We start from the raw sequence: 17,138 nt of genomic DNA on the forward strand, positions 1-17,138 counted from the left end.
GGTCGCTGGTTCAAGTCCAGCAAGGGCCACCAGACCGCCACTAGCTCATCGGGAAGAGCGGCAACCCAGGTGTTGTGGTACGGGGTTCGAGGCTCCGGTGGCGGACCACTGCCGACTTAGCTCAGTAGGTAGAGCAACTGACTTGTAATCAGTAGGTCACCAGTTCGATTCCGGTAGTCGGCACCATATGCGGGCATCGTATAATGGCTATTACCTCAGCCTTCCAAGCTGATGATGCGGGTTCGATTCCCGCTGCCCGCTCCAGTTTAAGCTTTTCGGTCTGCGATGATGGGGTCCCCGGAGTGACTGAAAAGCGACCTAGTTTTGAATGGGCGCTGCTTTTTGCAAAATTGCTGTGTGAAAATACTGACCTTTGGGTTCAGCGCTCATCCAAAAGCATCTCGTTAAAATCCAGTTAACCTCGGGTGGTTTGTTGGGTGAGGTGCCTCAAATTCAAATAGCCTCGCTTCGGCGAGGTTTTTTCATTTGTAAGACAACCATCAGGAAGCAATGGCTAATCTCATTGACTGCAGGAATAAGTTCGGCGTAATTTATTTCTGTGGTGAATCCTTTCTAAGCGAAAGGGCGTTCCAGTCAACTGCTATCTGCAGGTATGCGCGCGGCTTTGCTGACTGGGGTAGAGTCACCGGGAGGCACCCGGCACCATGACAACAACAATACAGTTTCAAATTCCTTGAGAGCCTGCCGTAAAAAGCAGGCCTTTTTTTATGAATTTGCAAACTGCTGCTACGCTTGAAATGTGTGTTGAAGGTAATTGCCTGATGGTTCTCCTGAACCGTTGTGAACCAGCCCGATACTGTCTCACTCTGGTCAGTTAGCAATACTCACGACTACCTACCTTACTTACAATAGTCACTCATTAGCCCGCCTTCAAAAGCGGGCTTTTTTTATCTCCCCTCAAATTTTCTGAGAGGATTCACAGCAATAAGAGGGGGACTTGATGTCCGATCCTGTTTCTGGCACTACGGTAGCGGCTGGCGGTCTGATGGGGGCCAGCATGTTCGGTCTGGCAACCGGCATAGATTACGGTGTGGTGTTTGGCGCATTCGCTGGTGCGGTGTTCTACGTCGCCACGGCGGTTAATATCAGCCGCCTTAAGCTGGTGGGCTACTTCATCACCTCATTCATCTTCGGCGTTATCGGCGCTCCACTGCTTGGCTCTTACTTCTCCAAATGGACGGGGTATAGCGACAGGCCACTTGATGCGCTGGGCGCGGTAATCGTAGCCGCTATTGCTATTAAGCTGCTGACGTTCGTCAACAGTCAGGATTTGGGTAGCCTGTTTGGAATTCTCTCACGTTTACGTGGTGGAGGGGCCAGCAATGGTAACAAGTGATCCGAGTGCGATGGCAAACGCAATTATCTCTGCTGTGATCGTTATTGCACTGATGTTCTACCAGCGCGGCGGGGCGAGACATCGCCCTCTGATATCGCTGATGGCTTATTTCACGGTGCTGGTATACGCCAGCGTCCCTTTCCGTTATCTGTTCGGCCTGTACCATGAATCGCACTGGTTTGTGGTGCTGGTGAACGTCCTGATATGCGCCGCCGTTCTCTGGGCTCGGGGAAACATAGCGCGCCTGGTTGATGCACTGAGGCACTAATGAACCAATCACAATTTCAAAAGGCGGCTGGGCTAAGCGCCGAGTTAGCTGCGCGCTGGTTTCAGCCAGTGAGCGATGCGATGAAAGAGTTCGGCATCACCAAGCCGGTAGACCAGGCGATGTTCATTGCTCAGGCTGGGCATGAGTCGCTAGGTTTCACCCGACTACAGGAAAACTTCAACTACAGCGTAGTGGGGTTGGCAAACTTCATTCGAGCAGGACGCATCACACAAGACCAGGCTAATGAGCTTGGCCGTCGACCTGAAGAACGAGCATTACCGATTGAGCGCCAGCGTGCCATTGCAAACCTGGTCTACAGCAAACGCTACGGTAACAATGCGCCTGGTGATGGATGGAAATACCGAGGGCGTGGACTCATCGGCATCACGTTCCTTGATAACTATCGTGACTGCGGAAATGCCCTGAAGGTAGATTTGGTTCAACAGCCTGAGCTGTTAGCTGAGCCCATTTATGCAGCCAGAAGCGCAGCGTGGTTCTTTGCTACTAAGGGATGCCTGAAGTATTCCGGCGACCTGATACAGGTGACGAAGATTATTAACGGCGGCACGAACGGACTTGAAGATCGTCGCGCACGCTTCGGGCAAGCGAAAACGGTGCTGGTATGAAAAAGTGGCTGCGCATCTTACTCCCGCGATGGGAGACAGATACGGTTGTTCTTCAGGCACAAGGTAATGAGCTTCATATCGTCTGCAGCTACGAAGATATCGATCCCGGCGAGATGTTTGACGGTATGTGTGAGCTCAAGACCTTCACCTGGCTGAACTGGTCTTTCCCGTCAGGGGAACCCATGAACGTTCGATCCTTTGAACCGAAGGTGGAAGCATGAGCACAGTGCAGTTAATCATCACGGTAGCAGTAGCCATTCTTGGCGCTATCGCCGCAGCTTTTGGCATTGGTCATTCACGCGGTGCCAGTAAAGCGGAAGCCAAAGCAGACCAGCAGCGCACTGAAGACAAGGCCGCTGCCACTGAAGCAGCAGCAGAACGCCGGGTACAAGCCACCAAAGAGGCCAGCAATGTACAACAAACTGTTAACCGTATGCCTGATGACGATGTTGATCGCGAGCTGCGCGGAAACTGGACCCGCAAAGGTTGAAGTCATCGACACCAGCTGTGACTGGGTAAAGCCAGTCTACCTGACTGATCACGACATCAACGTTATGGACCGCCAGACGAAGAAAGACATCCTGGCGCATAACAAAGCGTGGCAGGCGAATTGTCAGAAACAAAAAGAAGTGAGGTCAAAGTGATCGCAACCATCGGAACAATTCTGGTCTGGTTGATAATGGGCATTGCGGGTATTGGTGCTATTTTCTGTGCCTTCATTGGCTTGCTGTTTCTCATCAACTGGCCTAAATGAACTCTCCGCCATAAACCTCGTGACAACCCGCGCTGCCCCATCGAACAGGGTAACCAATAGCCTCGCAATAGCGGGGCTTTTTATTAGCAGAAGAAGGAGAAGAAGCGTGTTAACAGTAAAAGTGATGTCGCCGGGCGGCGGCGAAGAGATTCATTGCGGCCTGAGCGTTGGCTTTAATCCCAAACAGCAGAGCATCGCGGTATCTGGAATGGACAAAAATGTTTTCCTTAAACCCGGTGAGGTCGCCTACGTGATGAACCAGAACGGGAAGACGGTATCTCGTTACGAGCATATTTACCGTCAGGAAGTGCTGCATAACGCGGTGGAATCGTAGCCATTACAAAGCTCGCCTGCTGGTGGGCATGTCGTGCTGTAGAGCGTCTAGTTGCCGACTGTTAAGCATTACATCAGGCCCTGTGTAGATGCCTGCAATACAAAGCAAGAATAGCTCGTTCATTCTTCGTTTGTATATATGTTATAACTTCGGAAACATTTAGTAAGGAGCGCAGAATGAGTAAGTTTTTATGTTTCCTCGTATTATTCCTGGTGGGATGTCAGGGGCCAAAACAACAAACATTAACACCAAAGCAGAGACAGGAGTTCCCCATAATCAATCAATGGGCTGTAAAATTTAAAGAGGCAGTTGAAAGTAGATTTCCATATGCCAGTAGATATGTCGGAGATACATGCACTATCCGTGTTCATCAGCCGAAAGGAACAAATAAAATCAACAATATGCATGTAGTAGAAGGGAACCCGGAATTGTGTAAAGCGGCAGTTAAAGCTATACAGACCGCCAGTGATGATGGTTTATTACCCCTTACGCCGGACCTTATCGGTGAGGAGTTTCCGTTGGATTTCAAACCATAGACGCGTCTCAGAACCACTATAACTTTTGTATTGCCTTCACCATCGCATTACAGCAGGCATTCACTGAGTGCCTGCGATAATGACGAATTGTGGTGTACGTGTTAATCGTCAAATAAGAAGGAAAAGGCGAGCGCACCTTTACGATGGCTATCCGGTTAAAGATCGGCACACCCGAGCTAATACGTACATCACAGTCCCATCAAGTAGTGGGCTTGATAATGGCAATACTTACGGAGACTGTTATGGCGACGCTTAAAGACCTTTCCAGTCAGTTAAGACAGCTGCAGAAGCAGATACCGTTTGCGACTGCCCAGGCGATGACTAAAGTGGTTCGCCAGATAGAGGTAGCCCAAAAAACAGCATTTGAGCGGCATCTGGATAATCCAACACCTTTTACAGTTAAATCGGTAGGGTCAGTTGGTGCCAGGAAAAACAGCCTTCGTGCAAAGGTGTTTGTTCGTGATACTGCTGCTGGCTACCTAGAACCTTTCGAGTTCGGCGGAGAGCATAAGCTCAATGGTAGTGCTTTGCTTAACCCGAAAGACATAAAGCTTAATAAATACGGCAACCTGCCGCGTAATAAGCTCTCTCAGCTCAAAGCAAAGGAAAATGTATTCGTAGGTGAGGTGGATGGCGTTAACGCTGTCTGGCAGCGTAAGAAACCGATGAAAGCTAAGAAGCGACGGGCCAAGCGCTCCGCTAATGGGACGCGAAGACCGAAACGTAAACAGCGTTCTCCAAAGCTTTTGATCCGGTTTGGTGATGCGCTACCTGTGACTCCAGTGCTGGGGTATATGGATAGGGCCCGTACCATGGCGAACGCACTGCTACCGTCTGCTTTAAATCAGGCGATAGCAGAAGCCATCAGGACGGCAAAATAAAAGCAGTAACTTATAAGTTAATTTCGCAAGCTTTTATGAAGCTGTTTACTGCAGTTGTCGATCCAGAAACATTGGCTGACATGGAATGCTGGTTTCCGCCATCCTTTGTTTGCACACCAACTAACACTTTGGATTTCGCCCCCTGAAGCTGCTTAAGCACTGTTTTTAGTTGGTCCGCGTCATCCGATTGAATTTGGAGGCTCTGAACATTACGTCTTGAAAGGGTAGCATCGAGCTTCACTGCGGTATTCCCGTCGACCTTCATTATCAGGTCCATTGGTACCTCTGATAGTGATTCGGTGCTTTTATCCATTTCAACGTATGCCGCCGATAGCTTTTCTTTAGTGCAGTCAAACACAATGGCGCCATTGTCGGATGAAACCTCGCCAAGCATCATTGCTTTCTTACCACCAGAGAAAAGGTCATCTTCAGTATTAGTTACCCACTGGGCATGAGCAATTGGTGATGCCAGCACTGCGGCTACGAAAGTTATTTTGATTATATTGTTACCCATTACATTCTCCTTGTATTGAATAGGAATAATCATAGTCGGAGCGAATGGTCGAAGCCATTAAAAAAATGGGTCCTTCCTGAGACTTTTGTAAGGTACGGGCATTGCGCGCCGCGGTGTTTTCCTAGCTACAACTTTCAGATTTGTGTCCCATGTCCCACCTCTGGCGATCATTACGGACACCTCGCCAGCTCTGGCTATTCCAGTTTATTCCAGTGGGACATTCTGGTGGGGCATGGCAAAAATGTCCCAGGCGAATGTCCCATCACAGAAAATGTCCCAGGTGATGTCCCATGACAACGATGAACCAGAGTCAGTACGCACAACATTCAGGTGTGGATCGCAAAACAATTGGCCGGTGGATTAAAGCCGGGCGCTTCATTGTGATGGACGGAGACCTGATTGACGTAGAGGCCAGCGATGCGGCATTGAAGAAAAACCGCGATGGCAAAGACCCGCGCGCCTCGAACGCGAAGAAAAAGAAAACTCCCGTCGTCAGCGATAACGATGATGACGGTGATGAAATCAATAAAACTGTCCGCCAGATAATGCTCACTGAAGGGGCAGATCTTTCGAGAGAGGAAGCGGGACGTATCCGCGAGAATTACATGGCCCTGCAGGCAAAGCTGCAGTATGAAAAAGACAGCGGCCAGCTTATTGAGCTGACAACAGCCGAGGAGGTTTTATTCAACGCCTTTCGCCAACAGCGTGATGCCTGGCTTAACTGGCCGTCCAGGGTGGCGCCGCTAATGGCTGCTGATCTGGATGTACCGGCGGACAGGATGACAGAGGTGCTGATTGAACATGTCCACAAACACATCTCAGTCCTCGGAGAGCCAGAGTTTAACCCGGCAGAAGATTGAGCGTCTTGAATTAAGCGTCCGCAAAGGCTGGACACCCCCGCCGCGTATCAGTGTGCCGCAGTGGGCAGATGACTATCGTAAGCTGGCAAAAGAGGCTGGGAGCACTTCGGGAAACTGGGAAACATCGACGGTAGAAATTGCCCGCGGACCGATGCTTGCCGCGACGGAGTCCGGGGTTCATATCATCACTGTAATGTGCTGTACCCAGTTGATGAAGACAGCACTGCTGGAAAACCTTTTTGGCTATTTTGCCCACCTCGATCCTTGTCCGATACTGCTGCTGCAGCCGAAAGAAGAAGCCGCTGAACAGTTTTCGAAAGAGCGTATTAGCCCGCTGGTAAGGGTGACGCCGGTACTGCGTAAAATCATCGGTGATTCGAAACAGAAAAGCTCGAAAGAAACCATTCTTTACAAGGCATTCACTGGCGGATTTCTGGCGCTGGCGGGTGCTGGTAGCCCTGATAACCTTGCGCGTCGTCCGATTCGTGTCCTGCTGGCGGATGAAGTGGACAAGTACCCGATAACCCGCGAAGGCGATCCAATTGCGCTGGCCGAAGAGCGTACAGCGACATTTGGCCTGACCTGGCTGTCTGTACGCGCCTGTTCGCCGACGGTGGAGGATGAGAGCCGCATTGCTGACAGCTACGCCGACTCCGATCAGCGCCGGGCATCTGTGGTTTGCCCGCACTGTGGCCACCGCCAGTTCCCCGACTTTTTCAAACACGTTCAGTGGCCGAAAGAGGGAGATAAACACCTGACTAAATCGGCGATGCTCTATTGCGAATGCTGTGGTAGTGGCTGGTCCGAAGGACAGCGCCTCAGAGCTCTGCACACTATTCGATGGCATCAGACGCGCCCATTTGAGTGCTGCGGGGAGCGGCACTCACCGCTGATGGATTATGACCTTGCCTGGCGGGCGGCAGACGAGGGCAGCGTTGAAAAGGTCTGGCAATGGTCAGAGTCGGAACGGCATGCGGTCTATCGCGCAATCTGCCCCTCCTGTGGAAAGGAGGCAGTCGATAACCACCACGCGGGGTACCAGGCATCCAAGCTTTTCAGCCCCTGGCAAAAAGATAAGCCGTCGGATATTGCGAAAAAATATATCGATGCGAAGGGCGATCCGGATAAGGAACAGGCGTGGTGGAATACCCAGATGGGGCTTCCGCACCGACCTAATCATGGGAAACAGCTCCCTGTTGATGTTCTGCTGGCGCGCCGGGAAATATTTCCGGCCGTCGTTCCGGACGGGGTGGCATTGTTAACAGCTGGAGTTGATACCCAGGACGATCGCTTCGAAATTACGATCACCGGCTGGGGGAGAGATGAAGAATCGTGGTCGGTCGCGCATGACGTTATTTATGGTGACCTTGAGACGGAAGAACCCTGGAAGCGACTGGATGCATACCTGAAACAGATCTGGCGACGTGGTGACGGGCGCGGCCTGAATATCATGGCAACGTGCATGGACTCCGGCGGCCACCATACGCAGAAGGTATACGAATTCGCCAAAGAGCGTCTTGGCCGTCGTGTCTGGGCAATTAAGGGGGAGTCTGCACAGGGAGGCAAACGCAATCCTGTCTGGCCGACCAAACGACCATCATCGAAAAGCAAAGCCAGTTTCCGCCCTGTCATTCTGGGGGTTAACTCAGCGAAAGACGTGATACGCGGTCGCCTGCATCTTGAGCCACCCAAACCTGGCGCCGCCGCTGCGGGTTATATGCATTTTCCTGACGATCGCGATCTCGGGTACTTCAATCAGCTGCTGGCGGAGCGACTGGTTTACAAAGTCATTTCCGGGCAGCGGTACAGTATCTGGGAAGCAATACCAGGACGAGCTAACGAAGCGCTTGACTGCCTCGTTTACAGCTATGCCGCGCTGTGCGGTCTCAAACATATGGGGTTAAAACTCAACGTCCGGGCCGCCAACCTCGAAGCCGATCCGGATAAGTTCCTGCCAGCGCCAGTTGGACAGGAAGAAAAAATCAATTACGAGCTGCCGGGTGCGGTTATTGAAGAACCAGCGCCGGTCAAACGTAAGCGAATATCGCAACTCCTGCCGAAATAAGGAAAATCATGTTCAACCGGAACACCAGCCTGCTTGCCGGCGCAATGACTGACGATCAGCTCAGGGATGCGCTTGCGAAAGCTCAGCAGGCGTACATTGATTTAGCAACCGGGAGCCACGGTGTTTCGTTTTCCTATACGCAGGGAGACGGGACGCGATCAGTGTCCTATCAGCAAAGCACCCTGGCTGATCTGCTGGCCCTGATTCAACTTCTGCAGGCGCAACTGGGGATTATCTCTCGTCCCCGGAAACCAGCGAGGTTTAGATTCTGATGAATAAAGTACAGATACTGGGCTCTGATGGGCAGCCGTTGCGACAGCAGCGTCCCTCTATGCTGGTGGGGGGGAGCCGCGTACCTTATGACGCAGCTGACTCTTTCAGCGATCAACTGGCGAACTGGCAACCCGCGCTGTGGTCCCCGGACAATGAAATTAACATTTACCGGGATCGCATCGTGTCCCGCGCACGCGATCTGGTCCGTAATGACGGCTGGGCAAACGGTGCGGTCACACGTCTGCTGGATAATGCGGTTGGTGCCAACTTCCGCCCCATCATGAAACCCGATTACCGTGTTCTCAGAATGATCACCGGAAACAAGGCGTTTGATGCGTCCTGGGCGGAAGAGTACGGAAAAGCACTGGACGGGCACTGGCGGACCTGGAGTAACGATCCTGGCCGGTATTGTGATGTTGAACGAAAACTCACCGTGTCGCAGATGTTGCGCCTGGGATTTCGTCACAAGCTTATTGACGGGGATGCTCTGGCCATTCTCCAGTACAGAACTGACAGGCTTGGTCCCGGAAGAGGCCGTTACGCCACCACGGTACAGATTGTCGATCCTGACCGCCTCAGTAACCCTCAGCAGAATTTCGATATGCCAAATGTCCGTGGTGGCGTTGAAATTGATGCGGACGGTGCGCCGGTTGCTTACCACATCAGGGAGGCCCATATCGGTGACTGGTGGAGCGGGGCTAAAACCATGACGTGGCAGCGCATCCCGCGTGAAACTGACTGGGGCCGCCCGCATGTGGTTCACGATTTTGATCATGAGCGTGGCGCGCAGCACCGCGGTAACGGCATCCTGACTCCGGTTATTCAGCGTCTGAAAATGCTGGTGAAGTATGACCAGAGCGAGCTTGAGGCAGCAATTCTTAATGCCATATTCGCCGCATACATTGAGTCACCCTATGACCCTGCGATGGTTCAGTCTGCCCTGGGAGAGACCTATGACGAATCAGAGTTAGGCACTTATCAGGACGGGCGTGTTGAGTTCCATAACGATCGGCGTCTGACACTTCAGAATGGTGCCCGAATGCCCATTCTTTATCCTGGTGAGAAAATCACGACGGTTAACGCGGCGCGGCCCTACAGCAATTTTGAAGTCTTCGAATCTGCTGTTCTCCGTAATTTTTCTTCAGGAACAGGGTTGTCCCCACAGCAGGTCACCCAGGACTGGTCTGACGTTAACTACAGTTCTGCACGCTCCTCGTTGCTGGAGGCATGGAAAACACTGACTCGCCGCCGGGACGATTTTTCTACCGGCTTCGCTCAGCCCATTCTCACCGCCTTTGTTGAAGAAGTTCACGACAATGAGGATTTACCCCTGCCCGCAGGCGCACCTGATTTTGTTGACGCCAGAGCCGCGTATTCCCGTGCGCGCTGGATGGGGCCTGGGCGCGGCTGGGTGGATCCGGTTGCAGAGAAAAAAGGCGCCATTCTTGGTCTGGATGCCGGACTTTCCACCCTCGAGATTGAGGTGGGTGAAAACGTCGGTGAAGACTGGGAAGAAGTGCTTGATCAGCGCCAGAGAGAAATTGAGTCATGTCTTAAACGCGGATTACCGCTTCCGAGCTGGGCACAGGCTGACCAGTTTGCGAGCCAGACCATTACCGACCCGGAGGAAAAGTGAATCTACCCCATCTGGCCCAGCGATTATTTAATACCCCGCTGGCGCTGCACCCGAGTAAAGCCGAAGTCATCATGGCATCCGTAATGGACCGATTTGGTATCAGTAAAATCGAATCTTCTCTTGCCATGGAGGATGACTGGTACGGATATGACGATAACCAGGGGCGGGAATCCCGTCGTGATCCGGGTTATGACAATGTGCTGGGCGTCGCCGTAATCCCGATATGCGGAACGCTGGTACAAAAACTGGGCAGTCTGCGTCCGTACAGTGGCATGACAGGATATGACGGCATTCGTCAGGCCTTTCTTACTGCGATGGAAGATCCCGACATTTCGGGCATTTGCCTGGATATCGACTCACCCGGCGGCGAGGTCGCCGGCTGCTTCGATCTGGTTGATGTCATTTACGGCTCCCGGGGGAAAAAGCCTATCCATGCCATTCTGACGGAAAGCGCCTATTCCGCTGCGTATGCCATTGCCAGCGCAGCGGACCGGATTTCTGTTCCGCGCACCGGCGGCGTGGGTTCTGTGGGTGTGATTACCATGCACCTTGACTGGACGCAGCGGATTAAAGATGACGGTCTTAAAGTTACGATCATCACCTATGGATCCCGCAAGGCTGAAGGTTCGCCGCTGAGAGAGCTGTCAGATGAAGCGCTGGCCGCCATTCAGCAGGACATTAACACCATGGGCGAATTGTTTGTGAACACCGTCGCCAGAAACCGGGGGATTAGCGCAAAGGTTATAAAAAGTACCCAGGCCGCCTGTTTTATGGCTGCTGATGGCGTTGAAATTGGACTGGCTGATGAGGTGTGTCCTCCTGACGCTGCGTTCAAAAACTTACTTGAAAAAACAGGAGCCTGAAATGGCAAAGAAAAAACCGTTTAGTTTTGCTCACCTTATGGGTCTTGGCGCTTCCGCTTCTGAGGAAGAAGAGGATAAAAAAGCCAAAAAAGCGAAAGCCCGTCGCGCGGAAGAGGACGAGCGCGAAGATGATGCCGATGATGATGAGCGCGACGACGACGCGGAAGAAGACGAACGCGACGATGATTCTGAAGATGACGGCGATGATCCGGATGCGTCAGAAGATGATGATTCTGAAGACGACGGCGACGACGATCGCAAAGAGAGTAAGGCGGTAAAAAATGCACGCGCTGCTGAGCGTAAACGCTGCGCCCGTATTTTCGGCAGTAAGCATGCAGCTGCGAATCCTTCACTGGCCGCGTCACTGGCTTTCAATACCGGGATGAGTTCTGCGGCAGCAATTAACGTCCTGGCCTCTTCGGCTCCGGCCGCAGCCGCATCTCAGCCATCCCGTAAACGCTCTCTCGATCAGCGTATGCAGGAAAGCCACCAGGTCCGGCTTAATCCGGATAGCGGACAGAAAGAGACCGGAAAGTCTGCGCTGGTAAGTAAAATGACCGGCCTCTACAACTCCACAAGAGGAGAGAAATAATGGATCAGTTTGGTCAGAATGCGTTTGCGCCTGGCATGAAGAGCGCGCTGTTTGTTCCGGATCAGCTTGTCGCTGGCACGCTCCAGCTGGTGACTGACACCGGGATCATTACGGGCGGTGCCTTTAAGCGTGGTACTGTCCTGGGCCTGGTGGCTGCCAGCGGGAAATACACGCAATGTGTGAAAACGGCTGAAGATGGCAGTCAGTTACCCGTTGCTATTCTGGTTGATGATGTTGATGCATCGTCTTCCGATCAGAACGGCGGCCTGTATCTGATGGGGGAATTCAACCAGCACCGAATTATTTTTGATAACTCCTGGACGACCGCTGACCTGAAAAAAGCGCTCCGACCGCTGGCTATCTTCCTGAAAGACAGTGACCAGGCACCTGTAACCACCTCCTGATTTCCCCCACGGCTCTCCTGACGAATGCTTTAACCGGCAGGGGCTGGCTCGTTTAAATTTTTTGCCAGCTGCGGCTGGCACTATCAAGAGACTGAATATGGAAAATATTTTTGATACCAGCGTGCTGGTGCAGGTTGTTCCTAACCTGAAAACCAGTCAGAACTGGCTGCTCGATCGCTTCTTCCCGAATGTCGTGACTTACGAGACTGAAGAAGTGGCGATTGATGTTGATGTCGGCCTGCGTCGTATGGCGCCGTTCGTCTCCCCGCTGGTGGAAGGTAAGCTGGTCGAATCCCGTAAATACCAGACCAATACCTTCAAACCGGCATACATCAAAGATAAGCGCGCGCCGGACCTGCGCAAACCTATCCGCCGCCAGATTGGTGAGCGTATTGGCGGGGAATATACCGCTGCCGAGCGCGAAATGCTGAACCTTCAGTTTGAAATGACTGACCAGATTGACATGATCAACCGTCGTCTGGAATGGATGGCGGCGAGTGCGCTGGTGTCTGGGACCGTAACCGTCGCCGGGGAGGGCTATGAAACTCAGGTGGTGGATTTCGGGCGTGCTTCGGATCTGACCATCACTCTTAGCGGCTCGGATAAATGGCCACTGACCGTTGCAGCTGGCGCTACCAATACCCAGCCATCAGATGACATTGAAATCTGGCAGACTACTTTCCTGAAAGAGTCCGGCTCTGTCGCCACGGATCTGGTCTTTACGAATAAGTCATGGCGTGCATTCCGACTGGATACCACCATCAAGGATAACGCCATTACATTCCCGGCGCTGAGCCCGTTTGGTAACCAGATTAACGCCGGCCCACAGGTAATGAAGGGCGCAATTTATAAAGGGCGCTGGGGTAACTTTGACCTCTGGTTATATAACGACTGGTTTATTGACCCGCTGGACAACGTCGAGAAGCCTATGATCCCCGATGGCGCTGTCATTATGAGTGGTGCCGATCTGATGGGTACCCGCGCATTTGGCGTTATCCTGGACCCGGCTTTCAACTACGGTCCGCTGGCTTATGCGCCAAAATCCTGGGTGAAAGAAGATCCAGCCCAGCGTCTTATCCTGATGCAATCCTCCCCGCTGGTTATTCCGAGCCGGGTAAATGCATCCCTCTGCGCAACGGTGGTCTGATATGGCAAAACAACCTAATACCGGGCTGGCTGATGATCTGAATGCAGAAGGATCTGCCAAAGACGGCCTGAGCGTTGACGACCTGAATGCTGGCGATAACACCCAGGAAAAAAAGCCTTTGAGCAAAACAGATGATGCCGAATTGTCTGTTGATGACGATGGTGGTGACGAAAAATCCGGAGACACTGAATCGCAGGAGTATGTGGTGTTGAAAGGGAATTGCATTCGTCATGACGGGGAGATGTACCGCGAAAATATGCGCATCCCTGTAACCGGCAAAGATGCTGAGCGTCTTCTGCAGTCCGGCGTTATTGCTGATGTTGATGTGCTTCGTAAGCGAGTTCTTGCTTCTCAGCCATCAGTTTCAGTTACGACAGGGTAATGACATGGGCGTGGACTGGGATTCTCATCTTCTGAGTCCGCTGCATGATGTCTTTGGCGATGAGCACGAGTACCGTCCACGTAACGGTACTCCTTTTACAATTAACGGGATTTTTGACCGTGGTTATGCGCAGGTTGCTGAAAACCTTGATGGCGATTCAGAAATTAACACCTCCAGCCCGATGTTGGGTGTGCGCGATGCTGAATTTCGCAAGCTGGGTAAATCGCAACCTGCTGTATCTGACCGGGTATTTATAAAGACGGTCGGTGGTCACATCATCAATCAGTTATTTGTTGTGTCAAACGTCGAACCCGACAGTCATGGCGGATCTCGTCTTGTCCTCAATGTGGTAAAACCGCGATGAATTCAGCAGCGATACGGCAAATGGTTGTCACTGCACTAACCGGGACAACCAGCGCGGGCGACCGCGTATTCTCTCCACGCGACTGGTCAACTTCACCAGATATGTATCCTGTGTTGTTGGTTCAGACGCCTTTTGAACAGAAAAAATCACAGGGGCGTAATACCCCTGCTTTTACCACCCTCACCACTGTCAGGATCACTGGGCGCGTTCAGGAGTATGACGGCGATACAGTGGATGATGGAGCCATGCGGGCAGAGCTGGCGCTTGAAAGCCTTCGCGAGCAGGTGGAGCGCGCGGTGATCAACAGCTACGAACTGACGCGGAATATTCAGAAATACGCGGAAGTTCGTTCAACCATCAATGTTGATTCAGAAGGAGAGGCCCATATGGGGCAGCTTCTTTTCGAGATCGACATAGAGCATTACCAGGGGCCGGAAGATTTTTATCCTGTCCAGTCGGTTCCCCTTGAGGGCATGGATATTGCGGTCGACATGCCAGACGGCACAGTTAAACCGGGTATCAGCCTCAATCTTCAGGAGTAATCCATGTTTGTTAAGCCGAACAACGGGCTCAGCGTTCGCTGCCCCGTCAAGGGCATCCCATTGCCTAAAGAGGGTGCTGAAGTACCTGACAATATTTTCTGGCGTCGCCGTCTGAGCGATGGGGACGTGATCCTCTCTAAAAAGGATGAGGGCGCGCCAGAGAAACAATCATTACCTAAAAAAGCGGGAGAAAATGAATGACCGTACCTTTCGCTCGTGTTCCCGATAACCTGCGGGTAGGGCTTTTCTTCGTTGAGTTTGATAACTCAATGGCGAATAACGCCACTGCCACGCAGCGCACCCTGCTTATCGGTGGGATGCTCAGTACCGGCTCAACCCCCCCTGGTATTCCGCAGCGAGTTTCCTCTTCGGATACCGTCGGTGAGCTGACAGGAAAAGGGGGAATTCTGCAGGCCATGATGGCGGCGTATCAGAAAAATGATACCGCAGCCGAAGTCTGGATCCTGCCGCTGGAGGAAGACTCCGATTCCATGGTGGCTGCAACCGGCACCATTAAAGTGAGCAGCGCACCGACGGCAACCGGAGTGATCTCCCTTTATATTGCTGGTGAGCGCATTCAGTTGACCGTTGTAGCAACAGATACGGTGGCAGCGATCGCCACCTCTCTGGCCGCGGCGATTAACGCAAAAACCACGCTACCTGTAACCGCCAGTGCGACTACGGATACCGTAACCCTGACCGCGAAGAATCTTGGTGCTACGGGTAATGGGATCGACATTCGCCTGAACTTCCTCGGCTTACCTGGAGGCGAGTCCACACCTGCAGGCCTGGAACTGACGATTACTGCTATGTCTAACGGAGTCGGGGCTCCGGATATTACCGGCGAGCTGGCAAACCTGCAGGATCGGACATTCGATTTCATCATCAACCCTTACGACGATACAACCTCGTTGAATGTGATGAAGGAGTTCCTGTCAGACACTGGCGGTCGCTGGGCATGGGACAAGCAGCTTTATGGCCATTCCTTTGGTACCACCACCGGGACTTACGCCCAGCTCGGTACCAAAGGTGAGCTGCGCAATAACCAGCATGAGACCCTGCTGGGCGTAAATAAATCGCCGTCCCCTTCCTGGGCATGGTCTGCAGCTTACACCGGCGCAGCTGCGGTGAGTCTGCGTAATGACCCCGGCCGCCCGCTACAGTCGCTCGCTGTTCAGGGGGTGCTTGCGCCAGAACTGCAGGATCGCTTTGAGCTGACCGAGCGTAACAATCTGCTGTACAGCGGCATTTCGACATTTACGGTCGATGACGATGGCACGGTGCGCATTGAAAACCTGATCACCACCTACCAGAAAAACAGCTATGGCGATGCAGATGACAGTTATCTGGAAGTGGAGACGCTGTTCAGCCTGATGTTTGTGACCCGCTACCTGCGCACAGCGGTGACCAGCAAGTTTGGCCGTATGAAGCTTGCTGCGGATGGAACCCGATTTGCACCTGGCGCGGCGATCGTCACGCCAAACATTATCAAGGCCGATCAGATTGCCGAGTACCAGACTCTGGTATGGAACGGTTATGCGCAGGATGCGGAGGCATTCGCAAAAAATATCATCGTCGAGCAGAACGCCAAAAATCCGAACCGCGTCGATGTGCTGTGGCCGGGAACCCTCATGAACCAGTTGCGCATTTTCGCGCTGCTCAATCAGTTCCGCACTCGGGCTGAATCAACAGGAGCTTAAACGATGGCAGGTGATACTACTAACCGCCTGGCGGGAACCGCCTATGTCACTGTTAACGGTGTGACGGTAATGGTGGAGGGCTCGTTTAAATACCAGGCTGCCACCGTAAACCGTACCACCCTGACAGGGATGGATGGTGTGCACGGATATAAGGAAAAACCTGTGGCGCCATACATTTCTGCCCGACTGCGTGACAGTGGCGGAACGAATGTGCAGGGCTTTAACCAGCAGACGAACGTCAACGTGATCGCCGAGCTGGCTAACGGGAAAACTATCATTGGCCGTTCACTCTGGACGGTCAACGTCCAGGAAGTGGAAAGCGAAGATGCAGTATTTGATGTTCGCTGGGAAGGCCGCGACGTAACGGAGAACTAAGATGGCTGAGATTGAACGCGTTAAAACCATTCCATTAACCGTAGCGCTGGATGATGCTGCGGAGAAGACCACTTATACGCAGCTGGAGCTGAAAGCACCCACGCTAAGCCAGGCTGAGCAGTTTTACGAGAAACAGGCTGCGTCAACGTCGCTCGCGGCGATGCGCCTGCTTATTGCGCTGGTTTCCGGTACGCGTGAAAGCGTACTGCAGCCGATGGATTTTCTCGACTTCCGTAAGTGTGAGGAGTATCTGCTCAGTTTTTTGACCTGGAAGCCCTGACAACCTGGCAGGAAATGGCCGCTGACGTCACCTTCTATTTCCGCTGGTCTGAGGACAGGGCGTGGGGAATGACCCGCGCCCGGCTGAAATGGTGGGTGGCGCAGGCATCCCGGATAAACAAGCTTAGGAAACCTGAAGACGATGAGTAATTCTTTTGATTTTGAGCTGGTGGCCAGCGACCAGGTTAGCGAGGCTATAGACCGCATTAATGAGGCTGTCCGTGACCTGGAGCCGAAGCTAGATAAAACTAAAGAAGGGCTCAAGTTAGGCGGTCAGGAAACAGCCGACGGACTGAGCGGTTTTATTTCTCGCCTCGAGAATATGTCGAAGAGCGCGCGGGATAACGTGCAGTTTATTGGCGACATGGTTCCCCCACTGAAAATGG

Annotated in this window: 26 protein-coding genes, 3 tRNA genes and 1 pseudogene (1 of these 30 running past the window's edge); 29 read left to right on the top strand and 1 reads right to left on the bottom strand. The window is 52.7% G+C overall.

Translation table 11 applies throughout. The features are described from left to right. From INF68_RS22160 to INF68_RS22215, 12 genes are all read left to right on the top strand, one after another. Positions 1-32: transfer RNA gene (locus tag INF68_RS22160), tRNA-OTHER, on the top strand (it extends 78 nt beyond the left edge of the window). A gap of 78 nt (positions 33-110) precedes the next feature. Continuing rightward, a tRNA-Thr gene (locus INF68_RS22165) sits at positions 111-186 on the top strand. Between the two features lie 3 nt (positions 187-189). Then, a tRNA-Gly gene (locus INF68_RS22170) sits at positions 190-264 on the top strand. A 697-nt stretch (positions 265-961) separates the two neighbouring features. Next, positions 962-1,357 (top strand): phage holin family protein, encoded by a 396-nt coding sequence (locus tag INF68_RS22175; protein WP_022648767.1) that lies wholly within the window; start codon positions 962-964, stop codon positions 1,355-1,357. Then, complete coding sequence (locus tag INF68_RS22180) at positions 1,344-1,625, top strand: phage holin family protein (protein WP_032635000.1); 282 nt, start codon at positions 1,344-1,346, stop codon at positions 1,623-1,625. Before INF68_RS22175 ends, INF68_RS22180 begins: the two co-directional genes overlap by 14 nt. After that, positions 1,625-2,251 carry a glycoside hydrolase family 19 protein gene (locus tag INF68_RS22185; protein WP_049015383.1) on the top strand — a complete coding sequence of 209 codons (627 nt, stop codon included), beginning with the start codon at positions 1,625-1,627 and terminating at the stop codon, positions 2,249-2,251. Before INF68_RS22180 ends, INF68_RS22185 begins: the two co-directional genes overlap by 1 nt. Then, a complete protein-coding gene (locus INF68_RS22190) occupies positions 2,248-2,472 on the top strand; it encodes a hypothetical protein (protein ID WP_049015387.1) in 225 nt (74 codons plus the stop codon). Before INF68_RS22185 ends, INF68_RS22190 begins: the two co-directional genes overlap by 4 nt. After that, positions 2,469-2,741, top strand: coding sequence for a hypothetical protein (locus tag INF68_RS22195; protein WP_049015390.1), 273 nt, complete (start codon positions 2,469-2,471; stop codon positions 2,739-2,741). The genes INF68_RS22190 and INF68_RS22195 overlap by 4 nt, the downstream gene beginning before the upstream one ends. A gap of 108 nt (positions 2,742-2,849) precedes the next feature. Further along, positions 2,850-3,005, top strand: coding sequence for a hypothetical protein (locus INF68_RS22200; RefSeq protein WP_158002600.1), 156 nt, complete (start codon positions 2,850-2,852; stop codon positions 3,003-3,005). A gap of 106 nt (positions 3,006-3,111) precedes the next feature. Beyond that, the gene (locus INF68_RS22205) at positions 3,112-3,339 is read left to right on the top strand and encodes a hypothetical protein (RefSeq protein WP_045888911.1); all 228 of its coding nucleotides are present in this window, start codon (positions 3,112-3,114) and stop codon (positions 3,337-3,339) included. 176 nt (positions 3,340-3,515) lie between these two features. Further along, entirely contained in the window at positions 3,516-3,875 is a 360-nt protein-coding gene (locus INF68_RS22210) for a cell envelope integrity TolA C-terminal domain-containing protein (RefSeq protein ID WP_045888909.1), read from the top strand. Positions 3,876-4,117: 242 nt separating this feature from the next. Continuing rightward, the gene (locus INF68_RS22215) at positions 4,118-4,756 is read left to right on the top strand and encodes a hypothetical protein (RefSeq protein WP_045888937.1); all 639 of its coding nucleotides are present in this window, start codon (positions 4,118-4,120) and stop codon (positions 4,754-4,756) included. A 10-nt stretch (positions 4,757-4,766) separates the two neighbouring features. On the opposite strand, the gene INF68_RS22220 is transcribed toward INF68_RS22215, so the two are convergent. Continuing rightward, on the bottom strand, positions 4,767-5,270 hold the full coding sequence (locus INF68_RS22220) for a hypothetical protein (RefSeq protein ID WP_001472855.1): 504 nt from the start codon (positions 5,268-5,270) through the stop codon (positions 4,767-4,769). A gap of 290 nt (positions 5,271-5,560) precedes the next feature. Here INF68_RS22220 and INF68_RS22225 point away from each other — a divergent pair, with 290 nt between their 5' ends. From INF68_RS22225 to INF68_RS22300, 17 genes and pseudogenes are all read left to right on the top strand, one after another. Then, positions 5,561-6,130, top strand: coding sequence for a hypothetical protein (locus tag INF68_RS22225; RefSeq protein WP_097510421.1), 570 nt, complete (start codon positions 5,561-5,563; stop codon positions 6,128-6,130). After that, positions 6,072-8,195, top strand: coding sequence for a phage terminase large subunit family protein (locus INF68_RS22230; RefSeq protein WP_001515591.1), 2,124 nt, complete (start codon positions 6,072-6,074; stop codon positions 8,193-8,195). The genes INF68_RS22225 and INF68_RS22230 overlap by 59 nt, the downstream gene beginning before the upstream one ends. A gap of 8 nt (positions 8,196-8,203) precedes the next feature. After that, positions 8,204-8,467, top strand: a complete 264-nt coding sequence (gene gpW, locus INF68_RS22235) for a gpW family head-tail joining protein (RefSeq protein WP_000483309.1) — start codon at positions 8,204-8,206, stop codon at positions 8,465-8,467. After that, complete coding sequence (locus INF68_RS22240; protein WP_001045359.1) at positions 8,467-10,104, top strand: phage portal protein; 1,638 nt, start codon at positions 8,467-8,469, stop codon at positions 10,102-10,104. Before gpW ends, INF68_RS22240 begins: the two co-directional genes overlap by 1 nt. Further along, positions 10,101-10,967, top strand: coding sequence for a S49 family peptidase (locus tag INF68_RS22245; RefSeq protein WP_049015398.1), 867 nt, complete (start codon positions 10,101-10,103; stop codon positions 10,965-10,967). Before INF68_RS22240 ends, INF68_RS22245 begins: the two co-directional genes overlap by 4 nt. Position 10,968: 1 nt before the next feature. Then, the gene (locus INF68_RS22250; protein ID WP_193525458.1) at positions 10,969-11,559 is read left to right on the top strand and encodes a hypothetical protein; all 591 of its coding nucleotides are present in this window, start codon (positions 10,969-10,971) and stop codon (positions 11,557-11,559) included. Further along, the gene (locus INF68_RS22255) at positions 11,559-11,963 is read left to right on the top strand and encodes a head decoration protein (RefSeq protein WP_001472189.1); all 405 of its coding nucleotides are present in this window, start codon (positions 11,559-11,561) and stop codon (positions 11,961-11,963) included. Before INF68_RS22250 ends, INF68_RS22255 begins: the two co-directional genes overlap by 1 nt. 97 nt (positions 11,964-12,060) lie before the next feature. After that, positions 12,061-13,110: a major capsid protein gene (locus INF68_RS22260; protein WP_000427679.1), complete on the top strand. Its 1,050-nt coding sequence runs from the start codon at positions 12,061-12,063 to the stop codon at positions 13,108-13,110. A 1-nt stretch (position 13,111) separates the two neighbouring features. Continuing rightward, positions 13,112-13,492, top strand: coding sequence for a hypothetical protein (locus INF68_RS22265; RefSeq protein ID WP_227412945.1), 381 nt, complete (start codon positions 13,112-13,114; stop codon positions 13,490-13,492). Between the two features lie 4 nt (positions 13,493-13,496). Next, positions 13,497-13,856, top strand: coding sequence for a hypothetical protein (locus INF68_RS22270; protein WP_000537794.1), 360 nt, complete (start codon positions 13,497-13,499; stop codon positions 13,854-13,856). Continuing rightward, positions 13,853-14,398, top strand: coding sequence for a hypothetical protein (locus tag INF68_RS22275; protein ID WP_001083242.1), 546 nt, complete (start codon positions 13,853-13,855; stop codon positions 14,396-14,398). Before INF68_RS22270 ends, INF68_RS22275 begins: the two co-directional genes overlap by 4 nt. 3 nt (positions 14,399-14,401) lie before the next feature. After that, on the top strand, positions 14,402-14,599 hold the full coding sequence (locus INF68_RS22280) for a DUF2635 domain-containing protein (protein WP_000497745.1): 198 nt from the start codon (positions 14,402-14,404) through the stop codon (positions 14,597-14,599). Then, on the top strand, positions 14,596-16,098 hold the full coding sequence (locus INF68_RS22285) for a phage tail sheath subtilisin-like domain-containing protein (RefSeq protein WP_001472192.1): 1,503 nt from the start codon (positions 14,596-14,598) through the stop codon (positions 16,096-16,098). The genes INF68_RS22280 and INF68_RS22285 overlap by 4 nt, the downstream gene beginning before the upstream one ends. Before the next feature lie 3 nt (positions 16,099-16,101). Next, positions 16,102-16,473, top strand: a complete 372-nt coding sequence (locus INF68_RS22290) for a phage tail tube protein (RefSeq protein ID WP_000896638.1) — start codon at positions 16,102-16,104, stop codon at positions 16,471-16,473. Between the two features lies 1 nt (position 16,474). After that, on the top strand, positions 16,475-16,753 hold the full coding sequence (locus INF68_RS22295; protein WP_000807719.1) for a phage tail assembly protein: 279 nt from the start codon (positions 16,475-16,477) through the stop codon (positions 16,751-16,753). Between the two features lie 14 nt (positions 16,754-16,767). Further along, complete coding sequence (locus INF68_RS23435; protein ID WP_000718562.1) at positions 16,768-16,902, top strand: hypothetical protein; 135 nt, start codon at positions 16,768-16,770, stop codon at positions 16,900-16,902. After that, positions 16,895-17,138 (top strand): annotated as a pseudogene (locus INF68_RS22300) (hypothetical protein); the annotation flags it as partial. The gene INF68_RS23435 and the pseudogene INF68_RS22300, both read left to right, overlap by 8 nt.

The organism is Enterobacter cloacae complex sp. P16RS2, from assembly GCF_014982155.1.
Taxonomy (GTDB): domain Bacteria; phylum Pseudomonadota; class Gammaproteobacteria; order Enterobacterales; family Enterobacteriaceae; genus Enterobacter; species Enterobacter cloacae_M.

Excerpts from the sequence above, each read along its gene's own strand:
- INF68_RS23435 (WP_000718562.1), top strand. The coding sequence starts at position 16,768 with ATGGCCGCTGACGTCACCTTCTATTTCCGCTGGTCTGAGGACAGGGCG.
- INF68_RS22240 (WP_001045359.1), top strand. The coding sequence starts at position 8,467 with ATGAATAAAGTACAGATACTGGGCTCTGATGGGCAGCCGTTGCGACAG.
- INF68_RS22220 (WP_001472855.1), bottom strand. The coding sequence starts at position 5,270 with ATGGGTAACAATATAATCAAAATAACTTTCGTAGCCGCAGTGCTGGCA.
- INF68_RS22225 (WP_097510421.1), top strand. The coding sequence starts at position 5,561 with ATGACAACGATGAACCAGAGTCAGTACGCACAACATTCAGGTGTGGAT.
- INF68_RS22255 (WP_001472189.1), top strand. The coding sequence starts at position 11,559 with ATGGATCAGTTTGGTCAGAATGCGTTTGCGCCTGGCATGAAGAGCGCG.
- INF68_RS22295 (WP_000807719.1), top strand. The coding sequence starts at position 16,475 with ATGGCTGAGATTGAACGCGTTAAAACCATTCCATTAACCGTAGCGCTG.
- INF68_RS22230 (WP_001515591.1), top strand. The coding sequence starts at position 6,072 with ATGTCCACAAACACATCTCAGTCCTCGGAGAGCCAGAGTTTAACCCGG.
- INF68_RS22195 (WP_049015390.1), top strand. The coding sequence starts at position 2,469 with ATGAGCACAGTGCAGTTAATCATCACGGTAGCAGTAGCCATTCTTGGC.
- INF68_RS22215 (WP_045888937.1), top strand. The coding sequence starts at position 4,118 with ATGGCGACGCTTAAAGACCTTTCCAGTCAGTTAAGACAGCTGCAGAAG.
- INF68_RS22250 (WP_193525458.1), top strand. The coding sequence starts at position 10,969 with ATGGCAAAGAAAAAACCGTTTAGTTTTGCTCACCTTATGGGTCTTGGC.
- INF68_RS22190 (WP_049015387.1), top strand. The coding sequence starts at position 2,248 with ATGAAAAAGTGGCTGCGCATCTTACTCCCGCGATGGGAGACAGATACG.
- INF68_RS22175 (WP_022648767.1), top strand. The coding sequence starts at position 962 with ATGTCCGATCCTGTTTCTGGCACTACGGTAGCGGCTGGCGGTCTGATG.
- INF68_RS22180 (WP_032635000.1), top strand. The coding sequence starts at position 1,344 with ATGGTAACAAGTGATCCGAGTGCGATGGCAAACGCAATTATCTCTGCT.
- INF68_RS22280 (WP_000497745.1), top strand. The coding sequence starts at position 14,402 with ATGTTTGTTAAGCCGAACAACGGGCTCAGCGTTCGCTGCCCCGTCAAG.
- INF68_RS22260 (WP_000427679.1), top strand. The coding sequence starts at position 12,061 with ATGGAAAATATTTTTGATACCAGCGTGCTGGTGCAGGTTGTTCCTAAC.
- INF68_RS22210 (WP_045888909.1), top strand. The coding sequence starts at position 3,516 with ATGAGTAAGTTTTTATGTTTCCTCGTATTATTCCTGGTGGGATGTCAG.
- INF68_RS22270 (WP_000537794.1), top strand. The coding sequence starts at position 13,497 with ATGGGCGTGGACTGGGATTCTCATCTTCTGAGTCCGCTGCATGATGTC.
- INF68_RS22290 (WP_000896638.1), top strand. The coding sequence starts at position 16,102 with ATGGCAGGTGATACTACTAACCGCCTGGCGGGAACCGCCTATGTCACT.
- INF68_RS22275 (WP_001083242.1), top strand. The coding sequence starts at position 13,853 with ATGAATTCAGCAGCGATACGGCAAATGGTTGTCACTGCACTAACCGGG.
- INF68_RS22265 (WP_227412945.1), top strand. The coding sequence starts at position 13,112 with ATGGCAAAACAACCTAATACCGGGCTGGCTGATGATCTGAATGCAGAA.
- INF68_RS22285 (WP_001472192.1), top strand. The coding sequence starts at position 14,596 with ATGACCGTACCTTTCGCTCGTGTTCCCGATAACCTGCGGGTAGGGCTT.
- gpW (WP_000483309.1), top strand. The coding sequence starts at position 8,204 with ATGTTCAACCGGAACACCAGCCTGCTTGCCGGCGCAATGACTGACGAT.
- INF68_RS22185 (WP_049015383.1), top strand. The coding sequence starts at position 1,625 with ATGAACCAATCACAATTTCAAAAGGCGGCTGGGCTAAGCGCCGAGTTA.